Genomic DNA, 16,884 nt, shown 5'->3' on the forward strand with positions numbered 1-16,884 from the left:
GCGGTGTGAGCTCCCACCGCCGCCCGGGAATCCGCCTCGACCGCGTCTCGCGTCTCGCCTTCCTCGTCGTCACCGTCGGGGTGCTCGCGCTGTACGTCGGGCCGCTGCACTCCTACGTCACCACGCGCGGCGAGGCCGCGCAGAAGCGCCAGGACGTCGCGGGGCTGCGCAAGGAGAACCGCGAGCTGCGCGCCCGCCGCGCGGCGCTGAAGGACCGCGGGGCGCTCGAGCAGGAGGCCCGCAAGCTCGGCATGGTCCGGCCCGGCGAGCGCTCCTACGTGCTGCGCGGCCTGCCGTCGGAGTAGTCCGGGGCCCGCGGTGCGCGGGTGCTAGCGTCGGGACGGATGTCGACGTTCGAGACCGCCGTGCAGCAGTGGCGCGAGGGACAGCGCCGGATCGACCAGCTCGAGGACGCGCAGCAGATCGCCGCCGAGCGCGTCGTCGAGCGCACGGTGCAGGAGCTGCGCCGCCGCCTGGGGTCCTCGTTCACCACCGAGGAGCTCGTCGACCTCTACGACCGGGGCACCTCCTGGGTGCTCGATCTCGCGGTCGCGACCGCGCCGGGCGCGCCGTGGGCGTGGGAGCAGCGGCTCGTCGCCGACGCCGCCTTCCACCGCTACGTGCGCGAGGCCAGCGACTACGCGGGCGGCCGGCGGCTCGACCTCGACGCCGACTGACGCGCCGGGGTTACAGCACCTCGCGCTGCACGACCCAGAGCTGGGCGACCGGGGCGAACCCCATCCGCGCGTAGAGCTCGCGCGGGGAGTCGTCGGCGTCGGCGACGATCACGACGAGCTCGGCCCCCTGCGCGCGGGCCTCCCGAACGCACGAGGCGATGACGCGGCGGGCGAGGCCACGGCCGCGGTACGGCGGGAGCGTCACGACGTCCTCGATCTGGAAGACCGGACCGGTGCGGTGCAGCGTGGCGTGGGCGGCGTCCTGCCCGTCGACCGCGACGACGACGCCCCGGGCGCCCCGGGCGGCGCGCTCGCGGGCCCGGACGCGCGCGAGCTGCTCGGCGACCGCGGGCTCGAGCCCCGACGCGACGTCGGAGCGCAGCCCGACCGCCCGGACGCGGGCCTCCGGAGCGACCGGCACGTCGGCGACGCCGATCGCGGCCGGCGGCGCATCGGGCGCGAGCACCATCACGACCTGGGCCCCGCCGCCCCAGCCGTGGGGGAGCAGCGCCGCGTGCAGGCGCGCGCCCTCCGCGTCGTCGGTGATCACCGCGCGGCGATGCCCGAAGCCGTCCAGCGCCTCGTCGAGGACCGCGATCAGCCCGCGGGCGTCGAGGTCGGCGCTGCGGTCCAGCAGCAGCTGGTTGGCGACGAACGCCCGCGGCTCGTCAGGGCTGCGCAGCAGCGTGCCGCGCGGGTGGGGGAGCGCCTGTGCGGCGCCGCCGATCGTGAGGGCGCGGACCGCGTCCAGGGCCCGGGCGGCGGCGTCCGCCGCCGCGCTCACTCCTCGGTGTCGCCGCCGACGCGGCGGATGACGATCTGGTCCTCCTCGACGGTGACCTCGATCGCGCGGTGCCCGGCCCAGTGCTCGGCGTACACCGCGTTGTCCTGCACGCTGGGATCGAGCCACAGGCCGTAGCCCTCGTCGCCGTGGTCGAACGTGCCCTCGTACGGGCCGGTCGACGCCCCGCGCCGGCGGCCGCGGCCACCGCGACGGCCGCGACGACGCGCGGGCTTGTCGTCCTCGTCGTCCTCGTCGCCGGCCTCGGCCTTGCGCTTGGCCTCCTCGGCGGCGCGCTCGGCCTCCTCCGCCTCGCGCTTGAGCCGCTCGGCCTCGGCGGCCTCCAGCTCCTCGGCGATGCGCGCGTCGTCCTGCGCGCGCAGATCGAACTCGTCCTCGAGGATGTCGGCGCCCTCGGTCTCGGGGGCGGGCTCGGCCGGGGCGAGGTCGTTGTCGCGCTTGAACGCGGCGATCTGCTGGACCGTGACCTCGAGCTGGTGGGCGATCCACGCGTCGGTACGGCCCTGCTGCACCCACGTGCGGATCTGGTTGAGCTGCGGACGGAGCGATCGGCGTGCCATAGTCGCGGACAACCTATCGGAAGGCCACGTCAGGAGCCCGGGTGGCGGCTCTTCTGGAGAATCGCTGCGTACACCGGGTTGCGGCGCTTCGGCGAGCCTGGCAAAGTGCGCGGCACCGGCAGGGGAACCACGGAGGCCACAGAGCGTCATGCTCGTACTGACACGCAAGTCCAACCAGAGCATCATGATCGGCGACGACATCGAGGTGTCCGTCCTGTCGATCATGGGCGAGAAGGTCCGCATCGGCATCCAGGCGCCGCGGGACATCCCGGTGTTCCGCAAGGAGGTCTACCTGGAGATCCAGGAGGAGCGCGCGATCGAGGCGGGGGCCGGTCAGTCGTTCCGCGCCGAGGTCGACGACGCCCTCAGCAAGCTCGGCGAGAGCTGAGCGACCGCGCCGTCCGCGGCGCGCAGGTGGCACATCGTGTCGCACATCCCTAGGGTCGGGGGTGCGCACAACCCGAATCCTGCTCGTCGCCGTCGCGACGAGCGTCGCCGTGTCGGCCGCCGGGCCGGCGGTGGTCACGGCGAAACCACGGGTCGCGAGCACCCCGGCGTTCACCGGGCCCGCCAAGAAGGTCCGCACCGGGACGCCCACGGGCACGACCCCGGCACGCCCCGTCCGCCCGTCGCTGAAGCTCGCCGACGCCGTCGGGCGCCCGACCCCGCACGTCGCCGTCGACGACGCCGGCACCGCGTACGTCACCTGGCTGCTGGCGACCGACCCGACGAGCGGCACCGAGGGCGGCATCGGCTTCTGCCGCCTGCCGCGCGGGGCGACCGCGTGCGACAACCCGCCCGGCAGCCGCGTCCTGCGCCCGCAGAAGGCCGCCTACGGGCCCGGCGACGACCCCGCCTTCAACCAGGACGCCGGCGGCGGCGCCTACCCGCTCGTGCTCGGCGACCAGCTGTTCGTCCTCAGCACGCGGTCCGTCACGACGTACGCGACCCCGGCCGGGGACTCCACGACCACGACGATCGCGTTCGCCTCCACCGACGGCGGCGCCACCTTCAGCGGCGGCCTGCCGGTCGCCGCCGACCTGGCCCTGGCGACGCGGCCCGTCCAGTTCGGGCCGGGCGACAACCCGCTCATCGGCCTGCTCGGCGCGACCGGCGGGTCGCTGGCGGGCGGCGGCAGCGTCGCGTTCACGTCGCTGCAGGGCGGCAGCTTCTCCACCGACCGCATCGTTTTCCCGACCGCGACCGCCGGGGTCCTCGCCCCGCTGCCGGGCGGCGGCATCGCCGTCGGCTACCCGAGCGCGGGCGGCGCCGCCGTCCAGCGCGCCGCGGCGGCCACACGCCCGTCCGGCCCCGAGAGCTTCTCCGCCCCGCAGCGCGTGCCGGGCACCGCGCTCACCGGGCTCGGCGCCGGACCCGCCGGGCTGACCGCCTTCGCGCTGGGCGGCGCCACCGCCGCGCTGAACGAGCGCGTCGTCGCGACGCCGCTGGACGGGGGAGGGGCGCCGGTCGCCCTGACCGCCGACAGCGCGCAGGAGCCGATCGCGACCACCGCGGGCGCGGCGCCGGGCGCGCAGCTCGTCACCGCCTACAAGGACGTCGGCGATCCGGTGAGCGCGAACGGCCTCTACGTCCGGCGCAGCCCCGACGGGCGCAGCTTCACCGCCCCGGAGCGCCTCACGGCGGCGAGCGAGGGGGTCTTCCTCCCGGACGTCGCGGCCGCGCCGGACGGCGGCGGCGTCGCGGTCTGGCAGAGCGGCGAGACCGACGGCGAGGTGCGCGCGGCGACGTTCGGGCCACAGGGCCGCCTGACCGCCCCCGGCCTGCCCGGGACCACCCCGGGGGCGGGGAGCGCCACCGGCGACGGCGGCGTCACGCGCGAGTGCCAGCGGATCGCGGTCGCCGCCGTCCAGGTCACGACGGCCGACGGCGTCGGCTGCTTCCTGCCGGGGATCGGCGCCGACAAGGGCTCCTCGGTCTCCAACGGTCCCGTGCTCTACAACGGGCTGCGCATCACGCCGCTGGGCGGATCGCAGATCGTGCTGCGCACCGACCGCGCCGCGAAGTCCGTGACGCTGTACTCCACCGGGACCGTCACGGTCGACATCCCCGGCAACGAGGCCGGCGACATCCGCATCTTCCAGGGCCAGCTCAAGCAGAAGCTGACCGCCAAGGTCGGCCAGCCCGTCCTGGACCTCCCGAAGTTCCCGACGCAGGTCCGCGGGTTCCGGGTCGCCAACGCGCTCGCGCCGCTCGCGACCGCGGGCTTCGGCGTCTCGATCCCCGTCGACGTCGACCTCGGTCCCCAGTTCTTCGGGCTGACCGGCCACGCCGACCTCGTCGTCACCCCGACGGGCGGCCTGCGGCTCGACACGCTGCGCATCCGCCAGGGGACGCTGCCGCTCGGCCCGGTCGTCGTCGAGGGGCTCGACGTCACCTGGACCCGCGACGGGAACCGCTGGTCGGGCACCGGCGCGGTCACGATCCCCGGCGGCGCGCGGCTCGCCCTGCAGGCGCAGTTCGACGGCACCTCGTTCGCCGCGACCGCCACCTACGACCTGCCCTTCCCCGGGGTGCAGCTGTTCCCCAGCCCGCCGGTGTTCCTGCACCGGGTCGCCGCGGGGCTCGAGGTCAACCGCAACAACCGCCCGCTCGTCGTCAACGGGGGTGTGGGCGTCGGCGCCGTCCCGGTCTCGCCGGGCCGCTACCTGCTGGACCTCGACGGCACGATCGCGCTGACGTTCGCGAACCCGTTCGTGGTCCAGGTCCGCGGCAGCCTCGCGGTCCTCGGGCTGTTCGACGTCGCGAACGCCTCGCTGCGGGCGGGCTCCGACGGCGTCGTGCTCGCCGACCTCGAGGTCGGCGCGATCGACAAGAACTTCCTCTACGTCGGCGCGAAGGTCCGGGCCGGGGTCTCCGCCGCCGGCTTCGAGGGCAAGGGCCAAGGCGAGGTCTGCATCGGGATCTTCGTCGTCGGTGCGTGCAAGGACCTGCCCGAGGGCTACGTCTCCAGCCGCGGCATCGCCGGCTGCGCCTCCTTCGACGACGAGGCGTACACCGTCACCTACCGGTGGGGCGGCCCGATCCGCAAGCACGCCGGACCGACCTGCTTCTACGACGACATCTCCGTCGGCCTGATCAGCCGCACCGCGCTGCGGCAGGCGGGCGGCGGACTGACCGTGCCCGCCGGGGCCAGGTCGGTGTCGATCGACGTCCAGTCCGCGACGGGGGCGCCGCAGGTCGACGTGCTCGACCCCGCCGGCGTCCCCGTGCCGCTGGACGCGGCGTTCGTCGAGGTCGGCTCCTCGGAGACCGTCCACGCCACGACGATCCAGATCAACCAGGCCGCCCCGGGGCTCTACCGCGTCGTGCCACGCCCGGGGACGCCCGCGCTCACCGGCGTCCAGGCCAGCGTCCCCGCGCCCGCGCCGACGGTCACCGGCAGCGTCTCCCGGGCCCGCGGCAGCCGGCGGACCGTGTCCTTCCGGGTGCGCGGCAACGCCGACGCGACCGTGGCGCTCGTCGAGCGCACCCGCACCGGCGACGTGCCGCTGAAGGCCGGGGGCCGGGGCGGCACGGTGTCCTTCACGCCCAACGCGCTCGTCGCCGGACGTCACCAGATCGTCGCGCGCGTCAGCAGCGGCGACGGCTTCGTGCTGCAGGAGAAGGTCATCGCGAGCTTCATGCAGCCCACGCCGCGCGGTCCGGCGACGCCGCGGCGCGTGCGCGTGCGCCGTGCCGGGACGGCGGTCCAGGTGCGCGTCACGCGCGGCCGGGGACCGGCGACGCGGCTGATCGTCACCGGCCGCTACGGAGACGGTGCGCGCGCCTCCGCGGTCGTCCCGCCCGGTCGGAGCACCGCACGGCTGCCCGCCCCGGCACGGAGCCTCGACGCCCCCGGCCCGCTGCGGGTGACCGTCGTCGCGATCAGCACCGCGGGCGTGCGCAGCGGCACGCGGTCGGGCTCGCTGACCGTGCGGGGCTCGCAGCGCGCTCCCCGCACGCAGCGGCGGCGCTGACGCGCCGCCCGCGGACTCAGCCCATCACGAGGTAGAGCGTCTCGAACATCGCGACCGTCACCAGGGCGGCGGTCGCGAACAGCACGAGGCAGAGGCTCACGAAGCGCAGCTTGCCGTTGCGGTGGATGCGGTCGACCTCACGGCGACGGGCACGGATCTCCGTGCTCCGGGCTAGCGCCTCACGGCGCTGACGGTCCGCTTCGGCCTCCTCGAAGAACTGCCGCTCGAGGTCCGCGATGGTCTGTCGCATGCGCATGGACGCTCCATAGCCTAGCTCAGAACCGGTTATGGACACCGACCCCACAGCCCCGCGGCCGCTCGTCTGGCGGCCGCGAGGAGCGCGTCGAAGCGGCCGTCGAACGCGACGTTCGGCGGGATCCGCAGCCGCCGCGCGTACCCCCGGCGCAGCAGCTCGCCGTTGAACAGGACGGTGCCCGGGCGGCGCAGGTAGACCAGGGCGCGGCCGTAGCGGTCCCGCGGCTCGACGCCGGCGCGCACCAGCACCGCGCGGCCCCGCAGCGACCGCGTCGTGAACGCGGCCGCCGCCGGCCCGAAGCACTCGACGCCGCCGTGCGTCTCGGGCGTGTCGACGCCGATCAGCCGCGCGGGACCCAGGCCGCGCAGCACGACGGTGTCCCCGTCGACCACGCGCTCCACCCGTGTGCGCTGCCAGCCCGCCGCGGCGTCCGGGCCGCGCGGGGCGAGCTGCGCGCCCGCGGCGCCGGCGAGCACGGCGACGAGCAGCAGCAGGGGCAGGAGGGTGGCGCGGGACACGACCCCGACGCTAGGGCCGCCGGCGGCCCGCGGCCCGGTCCGTGACACGAGACGGGGCGGCCCGTGGCCGCCCCGTGACGAAGTGCGTGTCGGCGGTGACGCCGGGCGCTACGCGATCGTGATCGCGTCGTCCAGGTACACGTCCTGGATCGCGTGCAGCAGCTCGACGCCCTCGGCGCGCGGACGCTGGAACGCCTTGCGGCCGGAGATCAGGCCCGTGCCGCCCGCGCGCTTGTTGATGACCGCGGTGCGGACCGCCTCGGCGAGGTCGGTCGCGCCCGAGGACGCGCCACCGGAGTTGATCAGCCCGGCGCGACCCATGTAGCAGTTCGCCAGCTGGTAGCGGGTGAGGTCGATCGGGTTGTCGGTCGTCAGCTCGTCGTAGACCTTCTTGTGGGTCTTGCCGTACGAGCCGCTCTGGTTGAGCGCCGTGTAGCCGCCGTTCACCTCGGGCAGCTTCTGCTTGATGATGTCCGCCTCGATCGTCGTGCCGAGGTGGTTGGCCTGGCCCGTGAGGTCCGCGGCCGTGTGGTAGTCGACCCCGTCGACCTTGAAGCCGCTGTTGCGCAGGTAGCACCACAGGACCGTGAACATGCCGAGGCGGTGCGCCTCCTCGAAGGCCGCGGCGACCTCGACGATCTGACGGCGCGACTCGTCGGAGCCGAAGTAGATCGTCGCGCCGACGCCGGCCGCGCCGAGCTCGTAGGCCTTGCGCACCGACGAGAACATGATCTGGTCGAACGCGTTCGGGTAGCCCAGGAACTCGTTGTGGTTGATCTTCACGATGAACGGGATCTTGTGCGCGTACTTGCGCGACGTCGCCCCGAGGACGCCGACGGTCGACGCGACCGCGTTGCAGCCGCCCTCGATCGCGAGCTCGACGATGTTCGACGGATCGAAGTAGTCCGGGTTCGGCGCGAAGCTCGCACCACCCGAGTGCTCGATGCCCTGGTCGACCGGGAGGATCGACACGTAGCCCGTGCCGGAGAGCCGACCCGACTGCTGCAGCCACGAGAGGTTCTGCAGGACCTGCGGGGTGCGGTCGCTGTCCAGCCAGACGCGATCGATGAAGTCGGGACCGGGCAGGTGCAGCTTGGACTTGTCGATCGTGGTCGACGTGTGCGTCAGCAGGCCGGCGTCGTCGCCGAGGAGCTCTTCGATTCGCGAGGTGGACATGGCGCGCACGATACCGGCGATGGGTCCCGTAGGCTGCTGCGGAATGGACCACGCGTTTCGCAGGGCGAACGGGTCGCAGTACACGATCGGGCTCGAGGAGGAGCTGATGATCGTGGACCGGGAGAGCTACGACCTGGTCAACGCGATCGAGTCGCTGCTCGAGGACGCGGCCGACGGCGAGATCAAGCCCGAGCTCATGGAGTCGGTCCTCGAGATCGCCACCAAGCCCTGCGCGAACACGCGCGAGGCCGGGGTGCAGCTGCGCGCGCTGCGCGCCCAGGTCGCCCGGACGGCGGCGGCCCACGACCTGCTCATCGGGTCCGCGGGCACCCACCCGTTCGCGATGTGGGAGGACCAGCGGATCGTCGCGCGGCCCCGCTACCGCGACCTCATCAGCGCGCTGCGGTTCGTCGCCCGGCAGGAGCTGATCTTCGGCCTGCACGTGCACGTCGCGGTCGACGACCCGGACAAGGCGATCCACGTCGCCAACGGCATGCGGGTGCACGTCCCGGTCCTGCAGGCGCTGTCGTGCAACTCGCCGTTCTGGCGGGCGGACCGCTCGGGCCTGATGAGCACGCGGGTCCCGATCTTCCGCGCCTTCCCGCGCGTGGGCATCCCCCCGGCCTACGACGACTGGGACCACTACTGCCGCGAGATCGACTTCATGGTCCGCAGCGGGGTGATGGAGGACTACACCTACCTCTGGTACGACGTGCGCCCCCACGCGCGGTTCGGCACCGTCGAGATCCGCGCCTGCGACGCGCAGACGCGCGTCGAGCACACGCTCGCGCTCGCCGCCCTGATCCAGGCGATGGTCAAGGAGCTCGCCGAGCATCACGACGCCGGCAAGCAGCTCACGCCCTACCCGTGGCAGATGCTCGACGAGAACAAGTGGCTGGCCTCCCGCCACGGCCTCGACGGTGAGCTCGTCGACCTGCCGTCCAGCGAGCGGATCCCGACCAAGGCGCTCGCCCGGCGGCTGCTCGACCGGCTGCGCGAGCACGCGCAGGACCTCGGGTCCGCCGACGACCTCGAGGGCATCGAGGACCTGCTCGCGCGCGGCAACGGCGCCAGCCGCCAGGTCGTCGTCTACGAGGCCAACCATGACCTCCGCGAGGTCATGGCGGAGATCGTCGACGCGACCGTCCCGGGCCTCCAGGCCTCCTAGGCCACCCCGCCCGCCGGGGTGAGGACGAGCTCGAAGCGCGCCGGGCGCGGGACGGCGAGCACCAGCCGGCCCCCCTGCGCCTCGACGAGCGCGCGGGCGAGCGGGAGTCCCAGCCCCGAGCCGTGCGGCCCCGGCGCCCCGGCGGCGATGCGCGCCGCGGTCGGCTCGTCCACGCCGTCCCCGTGGTCCTCGACGGCGATCACCGGCCGGTCGTTGCGGCGCAGCAGCTGCACCCGGACCGCGCCGCCGCCGTGGGCCAGCGCGTTGTCGAGCAGCACCCCGAGCGCCTGCAGCAGCGCGCCGCGGTCGACACGGGCGACGAGGCCCGGCGCGTCGTCCTGCACCGTCGCGGTCCGGCCGGCGGCCGCGAACGCCGCCGCACGGACGGCGAGCGCCTCGTCCACCAGCGGCGCCAGCGGCAGGTCCTGGGCACGCGCGGCGCGGCCCTCGCGGGCGATCGCCAGCAGGTCGGTGATCGTCGTCTCGAGCCGGTCGGCCTGCGTCAGCGCCGCCGCGATCTCCGCCTCCACCTCCGGGGTGGTGCCGCGCAGCTGGAGGTCCTCCAGGCGCAGGCGCAGCGCGGTCAGCGGCGTGCGCAGCTGGTGGCTGGCCGCGGCCGAGAACGCGCGCTCGCGCTGGACGATCTCCGCCAGGCGCGCCGCGCCGTCCTCGAGGCTCAGCCGCACCGCGTCGACCTCCGGCAGGTCCGACGGCCGGGCGCGGGCGTCGAGGTCCCCGTCGCCCATCCGGCGCGCCACCGCGGCGAGGTCCTCCAGCGGGGCGGCGAACCGCCGGGCCTCCCGGCGGGCGAGCGCGAGCGCCCCGCCGAGCCCGACGAGCGCGGCGAGCACGATCGTCAGCCACACGCCGCCGATCCGCTCCGAGGTCTCCTCGCCCTCCTCGAGCACCGTCACGCGCGCACCGTCGGCCGCCTCGACCGTGACCCGGCGGCCGTCACCCGGCAGCGGGCCCGAGGTGCTGCGGCGGCCGCGCCGGTCGACCACCTCGATCGCCTGGTGGTCGCCCGCCAGCGCGCGCAGCTGCCGGGCGCCGATCGGGCGGCCCGCCTCGAGGTCGTCGTCGAGCGTGCGCGCCACGCGGTCCGCGGTCGCCGCGACCCGCCGGTCGGCCTCCGCCCCGAGCAGCCGGGTGGCGACGATCCCCAGCGGCACGCCGAGCACGAGCACGGCCAGCGCGGCGACGAGGAACGACGAGACGAGCAGGCGGCGGCGCACGTCAGGCGGGCTCGTCGGACTCGAACCGCAACCCGACGCCGCGGACCGTCGTGAGCAGGCGGGGGGCCTGCCCGTCGTCGCCGAGCTTGCGGCGCAACGCGGCGACGTGCACGTCCAGCGTCTTCGTCGACCCGAACCAGTTGACGTCCCAGACCTCGTCCATGATCTGCTGGCGCGGGACCGCGTCCCCGGTGCGCGCGACGAGGTAGGCGAGCAGGTCGAACTCCTTCGGGGTCAGCGCGAGCTCCTCCTCGCCGACCCACGCGCGACGCGCCGCCGGATCGACCCGCACGCCACCCGCGGGCGCCCGCGCGGGCGCCGCCTGCGGCGCGCCGCGACGCAGCAGCGCGCGGATCCGCGCGAGCAGCTCCGCCAGCCGGAACGGCTTGGCCACGTAGTCGTCGGCGCCCGCGTCGAGTCCGACCACCGCGTCGATCTCCTCGCTGCGGGCGGTGAGCATCAGCAGCGGCACGTCCGGGCGCGCCACCCGGATCCGGCGGCAGACCTCCAGGCCGTCGAGCCCCGGCAGCCCGAGGTCCAGCAGCACGAGCTCGTGGCGGCCGTGCGTCCCCGCCGCCGCGCCGGCCAGCCCGTCGGCCGCGTGCTCGACGACGTGGCCCTCGCGCTCCAGCGCCCGCGTCAGCGGCTCCGCGATCGCGGCGTCGTCCTCGACCAGCAGCACCAGGGCCATACGCCGATCCTAGGCGTCCGCGCGCCCGTCCCGACGGTCTTTGCCGAACCTTTGCCCGACGCTTCCGGGACCCTCGCCGGCCCCCGCCTACGGTGGAGCCACCTCATCCCCCACCCCCTGCGGAGGTCACCATGATCACCGACTCCACCCGGCGCATCGGCGCCGGCGCCCTCATCGCCACCGGCGTCCTGCACCTCGTCCTCGCCCCCGAGTACCTCGGCGAGCAGGCCTACATCGGCGTCCTCTTCATCCTCGGCGGCCTCACCGCCGCCGCGATCGGCGCGCGCCTGTGGACGCGCGACGACGCGAGCGCCTGGATCGCCGGAGCGCTCGTCGCCGTCGGCATGGCCGTCGGGTTCGTGCTCAGCCGCACCGTCGGCCTGCCGGGCTTCCACGAGAGCGAGTGGGAGCTCAGCGGCCTGATCTCGGTCGTCCTCGAGCTCGGGGTCGCCGGGATCGCGGCAGCGGCCCTTCGCGCCCCGCGCCACCACGGCGCCGTCACCGCCTGAGCGCCCACACCGGAGGTTCCGCCCCGGGCCGTCGCCGCCGACGGTCCGGGGCATCTAGACTCGTGGGCAGTGTCCACCGGCGGTCCCGATCTGTTCGTCGTCTGCAAGAGCTGCGGCTCGGAGGTCAGCCCGTACATCACGGAGTGCCCGTACTGCGGGCAGCGCCTGCGCAAGCGGGCCCCGAAGATCGAGCGGGACATCAGCGGCGACGCGAAGCCCCCGAAGGCCCCGCGGTCGGCGAAGGTCCGCAAGCCCCCCGCGCCGCCGTCGCTGCCCAAGCCCCGCAAGGAGCGGCGCAGCGGCGGCCTCTTCCACGGCGACGAGTTCCGCCGGCCCACCGCCACGATCGCGCTCGTCGTCCTGTCGGCGATCGGCGCGATCGTCCTGGCGATCGCCGGCCGCACCGACACCGCCGTGATCGGCCCCGTGGGCGACGAGTACTGGCGCCTCGCCTCGACGGTCTTCCTCTACGGGAACGGCTGGTACCAGTTCGTCGCGTTGCTCGCGGTCGGCCTCTACGGCTGGCGGCTGGAGCTGCGCCACGGGCCCGTCCTCGTCGTGTCCCTGTTCCTCGCCTGCGCCATCGGCGGCACCGCCGTCGCCGCTCAGCTCGAGGACGTCCCGATCGCCCTCGGCGCGATCGGCGGCGGGCTCGGCCTGCTCGCCGCCTGGGCGGTCCCCGTCCTGCGCGCCCGCAAGCGCACCGGGGACGACGACGACGACACCGACATGCTCGGCACGTTCGTCATCGGCGCCGTGCTCGCCCTGATGCCGATCGCGACCGTCGACGCCAACCCGATCGCCGCCGCCGTCGGACTCGTCCTCGGCGGCCTCGTCGGCCTGATGCTCGACCGCGTCGCCCCGCGCGACGCCTGACGGCCGTGGCCGGTGGTCCCGGCCGTCCCGCCGCCCGCGCGGTCCTGTCCCGGATCCTCGCGGTCCTCGGCGCGGTCGTGCTCGTCGCGGGCGTCCTGGCGACCTACCTGCGCGAGGAGGTCGTCGACCAGCGCGCCTTCGTCGCGCACGCGGTCGACGCCCTCGACGAGCCGGCGGTCCGCGACCTGGTCTCCGGGCAGGTCGTCCAGCAGCTCGTCGACGAGGGCGGCACCGACCTCATCGCCGCCCGCCCGCTCGTGCGCCCGCTCGTCGACGCGCTCGTCTCCACCGAGGCGTTCGGGGAGCTCTTCGAGGTCGCCGCGCGCGACACGCACCGGCTGCTGTTCACCCGCGACGACGACGTCTCCTTCGCGGTCGCCGACGCCGGCACGCTGGCGATCGAAGCGGTCAGGGCCGCCGCGCCCGGCCTCGCCGAGAGCCTTCCGGCGACCGTCGACGTCGATGTCGTCGCGCTGCGCGACGAGGACCTGCTGGCGGGCCTCGCGCGTGCGGGCGAGCGCGCCCGCACGCTCGCGCTCGTCCTGCCCCCGCTCGGGCTCCTGCTGGTGCTCGCGGGCGTCGCCGTCGCGCGCGACCGGCGGGCCGCACTCGTGCGCGGCGGCCTCAGCGTCGCCGTCGCGTGCGGGCTGCTCGTCGCCGCGCTCACCGTCTGGCGCGCCCGGCTCGGGGCCGGCGCGGTCGCCCCGTCGGACCTGCGCGACGAGGACGTGCGCGCCGCGGTCGACGCCGCCTGGGGCGTCTACTTCGCCGGACTGCGCGACTGGCTCGTCGCGATCGGCCTCGCCGGGGTCATGACCGCGGCGCTCGCCGCCGGACGCGTGACCGCCGCGACCGCCACGCAGCGGCTGCGCGCGCTCGTCGCGCGGGCCGGCGGCACGCCGGCGGGAGCGCCCGCCCGCACGCTGCGCGGCGTCGCGCTCGTGGCGCTCGGCGGCCTGCTGCTGTGGCAGCCCGCGGGCGTCGTGGCGGCGGTCGCGCTGTTGCTCGGCGGCACGCTCGTCTACGTCGGGGTGGGGGAGCTGGCCGCGCTGCTGCCCGACCGCCTGACCCGCGACGAGCCCGCCCGCACCGGCGGCGCGGGCGGCCGCGGGACGGGGCCGCTGCCGTGGCTCGCGGCGGTCGGCGTGCTGCTGCTCGGCGCGGTCGTGGCCGGGGCGGCGGTCGGCGGGGACGGGCCCGCGCCCGAGCGCGCCTCCCTGAGCCCCCCGACCCCCGAGCAGGCGACCTCGACCGGGTGCAACGGCTCGCGGGCGCTGTGCGACCGGCGGCTGGACGAGGTCGTCTTCCCCGGCACCCACAACTCGTTCTCCGCGGCGCTCGAGCCGGGCTGGCTGTTCGCCAACCAGCGGACCGGGATCCGCCGCCAGCTGCAGGACGGCATCCGGCTGCTGCTGCTCGACCCCCACCACGGGATCCGGGACGGCTCCCGCGTGCGGACCGACCTCGAGGCCGACGGCTCGGACCGCAACCGCGTCGCCGCGCAGCTCAGCCCCGGCGCGGTCCGGGCGGCCGAGCGGCTCGGCGGCCGCGTCGGCCTCGGCGACCTCAAGGGCCGCCGTGACGTGTTCCTCTGCCACAGCCTCTGCGAGCTCGGGGCGGAGTCGTTCGTCGCCGAGCTCGGCGTCGTCCGCGACTTCCTCGCCGCCAACCGCGGGGAGGTCGTCGTGCTGCTGATCGAGCCGAGCGTCTCGCCGCAGCTCGTCGCGGGGGCGCTGCGCCGCGCCCGGCTGCTCGACGCGCTCGCGGTGCTCGACCGCGACGAGCCGCTGCCGACGCTCGGCCAGCTGCTGCGCCGCGGCGACCGGCTCGTCGTGCTCACCGAGCGCGACGGCGGCGCCTACGACTGGTACCACCCGGCGTTCTCGTTCGTGCAGGACACGCCGCTGGGCGCCCGCAAGGCGTCGGAGTTCTCCTGCGCGCCCAACCGCGGCGACGAGGACAGCCCGCTGCTGATGCTCAACCACTGGATCGACCGCTTCCCGCCCCCGTTCTCCGCCAACCGGCGCGCCTCGACCGCGGCGGCGCTGCGCGAGCGCGTCGCCCGCTGCGAGCAGGAGCGCGGCCGCCCCGTGAACCTCATCGCCGTGGACTTCGGCGACGCGAGCGGGGTCGTGGAGGTCGCGCGCGAGCTGAACGCCCGGGCCGACGATCCCGGTGACGTAGGCTGACGGACGATGCCCGCCGACCGCACGTTCACCGCCGAGGAGGTCGACGCCGCCGTCGCCGCCCTGTCCCAGGAGGGACGGCTCGACCACGCCCAGGACGTCATCACGCACGCCGCGCCCTCGCTCCAGCGCATCCTCAACGCCGCGCTCGAGGAGGGCGGCTGGTTCGGCGGCGCCCACGAGCAGGAGGTGGCGCGGGTGGCGGCGATCGAGGACCCGCAGCAGCGGGTACTCGAACTGCGCACGCTGCTCGCCGAGGAGACCCGGATCGGGATGCTCGTCGGCGCCGCGGTGGGCTTCCAGCTCGCCCGTGAGCTCGACACGACCCCCGACACCCCAGGAGACACCTGATGGAGATCCGCTGGCTCGGCCACTCGGCCTTCGCCCTGACCCACGACGGCACGACCGTCCTGGTCGACCCGTTCCTCACCGGCAACCCGAAGGGCGTCGTGTCCGCCGAGGAGGTGGAGGCCGACGCGATCCTGCTGACCCACGGGCACCAGGACCACGGCCCCGAGGACGCGGTGGCGATCGCCAAGCGGACCGGCGCGACGATCCAGGCGATCACCGAGATCGCCGGGGAGCTCGGGGAGGAGGGCGTCACGACGATCGACACGAACGTCGGCGGCACCGCCACCTACGACTGGGGCAGCTGCCGCCTGACGCCGGCCTTCCACACGTCCACGACGCCGAAGGGCACCGTCACCCCCGCGGCCGGTCTCGTCATCGAGCTCGGCGGCGTCCGCGTCTACCACCTCGGGGACACGGCGCTGTTCAGCGATCTCGCCCTGCCGTCGCAGCGCGATCCGATCGACGTCGCGATCATCCCGGTCGGCGGCCACTACACGATGGACCGCACCGACGCGGTCGTCGCGGCGAAGCTCGTCGGCGCCAAGGTCGTCATCCCCTGCCACTACGGCACGTTCCCGCCGATCGAGACCGACGTGGCCGCGTACAAGTCCGAGGTCGAGGCCGCGGGCCACGCCGAGGTCGTCGTGCTCGAGCCCGGGGAGAGCTGGTCGGCGTGAACCACGCGATCGTCCTCATCAAGGCCGACCGGGACGCGATGGCCACGCTCGGCTCCGCCCTGGTCGAGCTCGAGGGCGTCGCCGAGGCGTACACGGTCACCGGCGAGTGGGACTTCGTCGCCGTCGTGCGCGTGCGGCGCCACGAGCAGCTCGCCGAGACGATCACCGGCAAGCTCCTGCAGCTCCCCGGTGTGGCGGTGACCCAGACGATGGTGGCCTTCGAGGCGTTCTCCCGCCACGACCTCGAGGCGATGTTCAGCGTCGGCAGCTAGGTCCGGCGGACGTCGGCGGCCTGCGGGTCGCCGACGCCCCGGTCACGGCTGGTTCTGCCAGCCGCGCTCGAACCAGATCGGGCGGTCGTGCCAGTCGTCGGCCATCAGCACGCAGCCCGTGGCCGCGAGCGCGAGCAGGCCGGTGGGCCGCAGCCTCGCGGCGAGGAGGCCGACGGTGGCGGCGGCGGTCAGGAGCGCGCCCGTCGCGCCGTGGTGGCAGCGCTGGCCCGCGATCCACAGACGGCGGCGGTCCGCGTCATAGTGAATGAGGTGAGCATGCGTGGACATGGTGATCGTGGTGGTCGGTGGACGGTGCCCTGCATCCCGGGTATCGGCAGGACGTTCGTGCGACATCACACGATCTTCGTCTTGATCGGCTGTTCGTCGATCGGCCTCGCGGCCTGCGGGGACGACGGCGACCGGGCGGGCGCGACGACTCCGGCGGGCGCCGGCACCGGGACGACCGCGACGTCGGTCGCGACCCCGCCGCCCGCCGCGACGGCGGCGCCGACCGCGACCGCCACGCCGGGACCGACCGGCCCGGCGGGCGCCGGGACGACCGGTCCCGCGGGCACGACGACCACCGAGATCGGTCCCGCGCCCGGGGAGGAGGAGGGCCCCGGGAACGACGAGGCCGCCCGCACCCCGGCGGACTTCCGGGTCGGCGCGGGCCTCGAGCCGTCGCGCATCACCGTCGCCGCGTTCCTCACCGTCGAGCTCGCCGCGACGTCGACCGACGGGCGCGCGCACACGCTGCGGCTGACGACGCCGGCGGGCCCGGTGACGCTGAACGTCCCGGCGGGCGGCCGCGCCACCGTCGACGTGCCCGGGATGCCGGAGGGCGAGTACGCGATCACGCTCGACGGCCGCTCGGGCGCGGGGACGCTCGTCGTGGGCGGAGAGCCGGGGCCCTAGCGAACGGCGACGATCCTGAGGGTCTCTCACGCTCCATG

At 75.2% G+C, this 16,884-nt stretch carries 20 protein-coding genes; 12 read left to right on the top strand and 8 right to left on the bottom strand.

The window, feature by feature from the left end; translation table 11 throughout:
- Window positions 1–5 precede the first annotated feature (5 nt).
- Entirely contained in the window at window positions 6–305 is a 300-nt protein-coding gene (locus tag GKE82_RS20350; RefSeq protein ID WP_154734572.1) for a septum formation initiator family protein, read from the top strand.
- 39 nt (window positions 306–344) lie between these two features.
- On the top strand, window positions 345–677 hold the full coding sequence (locus GKE82_RS20355) for a hypothetical protein (protein ID WP_107568853.1): 333 nt from the start codon (window positions 345–347) through the stop codon (window positions 675–677).
- 10 nt (window positions 678–687) lie between these two features.
- On the opposite strand, the gene GKE82_RS30980 is transcribed toward GKE82_RS20355, so the two are convergent.
- Window positions 688–1,461: a GNAT family N-acetyltransferase gene (locus GKE82_RS30980; protein WP_154734573.1), complete on the bottom strand. Its 774-nt coding sequence runs from the start codon at window positions 1,459–1,461 to the stop codon at window positions 688–690.
- The gene (locus GKE82_RS20365) at window positions 1,458–2,039 is read right to left on the bottom strand and encodes a hypothetical protein (RefSeq protein WP_154734574.1); all 582 of its coding nucleotides are present in this window, start codon (window positions 2,037–2,039) and stop codon (window positions 1,458–1,460) included. Before GKE82_RS20365 ends, GKE82_RS30980 begins: the two co-directional genes overlap by 4 nt.
- A 148-nt stretch (window positions 2,040–2,187) precedes the next feature.
- On the opposite strand from GKE82_RS20365, the gene csrA reads away from it, so the two are divergent.
- Together csrA and GKE82_RS20375 are read left to right on the top strand one after the other, a co-directional pair.
- The gene (gene csrA / locus GKE82_RS20370) at window positions 2,188–2,427 is read left to right on the top strand and encodes a carbon storage regulator CsrA (protein WP_107568856.1); all 240 of its coding nucleotides are present in this window, start codon (window positions 2,188–2,190) and stop codon (window positions 2,425–2,427) included.
- 61 nt (window positions 2,428–2,488) lie between these two features.
- Window positions 2,489–6,016, top strand: a complete 3,528-nt coding sequence (locus GKE82_RS20375; RefSeq protein ID WP_154734575.1) for a hypothetical protein — start codon at window positions 2,489–2,491, stop codon at window positions 6,014–6,016.
- A gap of 16 nt (window positions 6,017–6,032) precedes the next feature.
- Here the strand turns inward: GKE82_RS20375 and GKE82_RS20380 are convergent, their stop codons facing one another.
- From GKE82_RS20380 to GKE82_RS20390, 3 genes are all read right to left on the bottom strand, one after another.
- Window positions 6,033–6,266, bottom strand: a complete 234-nt coding sequence (locus tag GKE82_RS20380; RefSeq protein ID WP_146175341.1) for a hypothetical protein — start codon at window positions 6,264–6,266, stop codon at window positions 6,033–6,035.
- A gap of 35 nt (window positions 6,267–6,301) precedes the next feature.
- The gene (locus tag GKE82_RS30985) at window positions 6,302–6,790 is read right to left on the bottom strand and encodes a thermonuclease family protein (protein ID WP_154734576.1); all 489 of its coding nucleotides are present in this window, start codon (window positions 6,788–6,790) and stop codon (window positions 6,302–6,304) included.
- A gap of 108 nt (window positions 6,791–6,898) precedes the next feature.
- A complete protein-coding gene (locus GKE82_RS20390) occupies window positions 6,899–7,966 on the bottom strand; it encodes a class I fructose-bisphosphate aldolase (RefSeq protein WP_154734577.1) in 1,068 nt (355 codons plus the stop codon).
- A 43-nt stretch (window positions 7,967–8,009) separates the two neighbouring features.
- Between GKE82_RS20390 and GKE82_RS20395 the strand changes: the two genes are divergently transcribed.
- Window positions 8,010–9,134, top strand: a complete 1,125-nt coding sequence (locus tag GKE82_RS20395; RefSeq protein WP_107568861.1) for a carboxylate-amine ligase — start codon at window positions 8,010–8,012, stop codon at window positions 9,132–9,134.
- On the opposite strand, the gene GKE82_RS20400 is transcribed toward GKE82_RS20395, so the two are convergent.
- Both GKE82_RS20400 and GKE82_RS20405 read right to left on the bottom strand, forming a co-directional pair.
- Window positions 9,131–10,369 (bottom strand): ATP-binding protein, encoded by a 1,239-nt coding sequence (locus tag GKE82_RS20400; protein WP_154734578.1) that lies wholly within the window; start codon window positions 10,367–10,369, stop codon window positions 9,131–9,133. The two genes, GKE82_RS20395 and GKE82_RS20400, sit on opposite strands and share 4 nt — an antisense overlap.
- 1 nt (window position 10,370) lies before the next feature.
- Window positions 10,371–11,060 (bottom strand): response regulator transcription factor, encoded by a 690-nt coding sequence (locus tag GKE82_RS20405; RefSeq protein WP_154734579.1) that lies wholly within the window; start codon window positions 11,058–11,060, stop codon window positions 10,371–10,373.
- A 131-nt stretch (window positions 11,061–11,191) separates the two neighbouring features.
- Here GKE82_RS20405 and GKE82_RS20410 point away from each other — a divergent pair, with 131 nt between their 5' ends.
- The 6 genes from GKE82_RS20410 to GKE82_RS20435 all read left to right on the top strand — a co-directional run bounded on the left by GKE82_RS20410 (window position 11,192) and on the right by GKE82_RS20435 (window position 15,931).
- Complete coding sequence (locus GKE82_RS20410; protein WP_107568864.1) at window positions 11,192–11,569, top strand: hypothetical protein; 378 nt, start codon at window positions 11,192–11,194, stop codon at window positions 11,567–11,569.
- A 69-nt stretch (window positions 11,570–11,638) separates the two neighbouring features.
- Window positions 11,639–12,445: a rhomboid family intramembrane serine protease gene (locus GKE82_RS30990; protein WP_107568865.1), complete on the top strand. Its 807-nt coding sequence runs from the start codon at window positions 11,639–11,641 to the stop codon at window positions 12,443–12,445.
- Window positions 12,446–12,450: 5 nt separating this feature from the next.
- Window positions 12,451–14,634, top strand: a complete 2,184-nt coding sequence (locus GKE82_RS20420) for a hypothetical protein (protein WP_154734580.1) — start codon at window positions 12,451–12,453, stop codon at window positions 14,632–14,634.
- A 6-nt stretch (window positions 14,635–14,640) separates the two neighbouring features.
- On the top strand, window positions 14,641–14,982 hold the full coding sequence (locus tag GKE82_RS20425) for a hypothetical protein (protein ID WP_107568867.1): 342 nt from the start codon (window positions 14,641–14,643) through the stop codon (window positions 14,980–14,982).
- Window positions 14,982–15,659 (top strand): metal-dependent hydrolase, encoded by a 678-nt coding sequence (locus GKE82_RS20430; RefSeq protein WP_154734581.1) that lies wholly within the window; start codon window positions 14,982–14,984, stop codon window positions 15,657–15,659. The genes GKE82_RS20425 and GKE82_RS20430 overlap by 1 nt, the downstream gene beginning before the upstream one ends.
- Window positions 15,656–15,931: an Lrp/AsnC family transcriptional regulator gene (locus GKE82_RS20435; protein WP_107568869.1), complete on the top strand. Its 276-nt coding sequence runs from the start codon at window positions 15,656–15,658 to the stop codon at window positions 15,929–15,931. Before GKE82_RS20430 ends, GKE82_RS20435 begins: the two co-directional genes overlap by 4 nt.
- Before the next feature lie 42 nt (window positions 15,932–15,973).
- Here GKE82_RS20435 and GKE82_RS20440 read toward each other — a convergent pair whose 3' ends face one another.
- Window positions 15,974–16,285, bottom strand: a complete 312-nt coding sequence (locus GKE82_RS20440; protein ID WP_154734582.1) for a hypothetical protein — start codon at window positions 16,283–16,285, stop codon at window positions 15,974–15,976.
- Window positions 16,286–16,300: 15 nt separating this feature from the next.
- On the opposite strand from GKE82_RS20440, the gene GKE82_RS20445 reads away from it, so the two are divergent.
- Window positions 16,301–16,846, top strand: a complete 546-nt coding sequence (locus GKE82_RS20445) for a hypothetical protein (RefSeq protein WP_154734583.1) — start codon at window positions 16,301–16,303, stop codon at window positions 16,844–16,846.
- Window positions 16,847–16,884 lie beyond the last annotated feature (38 nt).

The sequence above is a fragment of the Conexibacter sp. W3-3-2 genome (assembly GCF_009707605.1).
GTDB classification, from domain to species: Bacteria; Actinomycetota; Thermoleophilia; order Solirubrobacterales; family Solirubrobacteraceae; genus Paraconexibacter; species Paraconexibacter algicola.

What these genes read in the sequence shown, in the direction of transcription:
- GKE82_RS20355 (WP_107568853.1), top strand. Translation starts at nt 345, where the DNA reads ATGTCGACGTTCGAGACCGCCGTGCAGCAGTGGCGCGAGGGACAGCGC.
- GKE82_RS20365 (WP_154734574.1), bottom strand. Translation starts at nt 2,039, where the DNA reads ATGGCACGCCGATCGCTCCGTCCGCAGCTCAACCAGATCCGCACGTGG.
- csrA (WP_107568856.1), top strand. Translation starts at nt 2,188, where the DNA reads ATGCTCGTACTGACACGCAAGTCCAACCAGAGCATCATGATCGGCGAC.
- GKE82_RS20380 (WP_146175341.1), bottom strand. Translation starts at nt 6,266, where the DNA reads ATGCGACAGACCATCGCGGACCTCGAGCGGCAGTTCTTCGAGGAGGCC.
- GKE82_RS20390 (WP_154734577.1), bottom strand. Translation starts at nt 7,966, where the DNA reads ATGTCCACCTCGCGAATCGAAGAGCTCCTCGGCGACGACGCCGGCCTG.
- GKE82_RS20395 (WP_107568861.1), top strand. Translation starts at nt 8,010, where the DNA reads ATGGACCACGCGTTTCGCAGGGCGAACGGGTCGCAGTACACGATCGGG.
- GKE82_RS20405 (WP_154734579.1), bottom strand. Translation starts at nt 11,060, where the DNA reads ATGGCCCTGGTGCTGCTGGTCGAGGACGACGCCGCGATCGCGGAGCCG.
- GKE82_RS20410 (WP_107568864.1), top strand. Translation starts at nt 11,192, where the DNA reads ATGATCACCGACTCCACCCGGCGCATCGGCGCCGGCGCCCTCATCGCC.
- GKE82_RS20425 (WP_107568867.1), top strand. Translation starts at nt 14,641, where the DNA reads ATGCCCGCCGACCGCACGTTCACCGCCGAGGAGGTCGACGCCGCCGTC.
- GKE82_RS20430 (WP_154734581.1), top strand. Translation starts at nt 14,982, where the DNA reads ATGGAGATCCGCTGGCTCGGCCACTCGGCCTTCGCCCTGACCCACGAC.
- GKE82_RS20440 (WP_154734582.1), bottom strand. Translation starts at nt 16,285, where the DNA reads ATGTCGCACGAACGTCCTGCCGATACCCGGGATGCAGGGCACCGTCCA.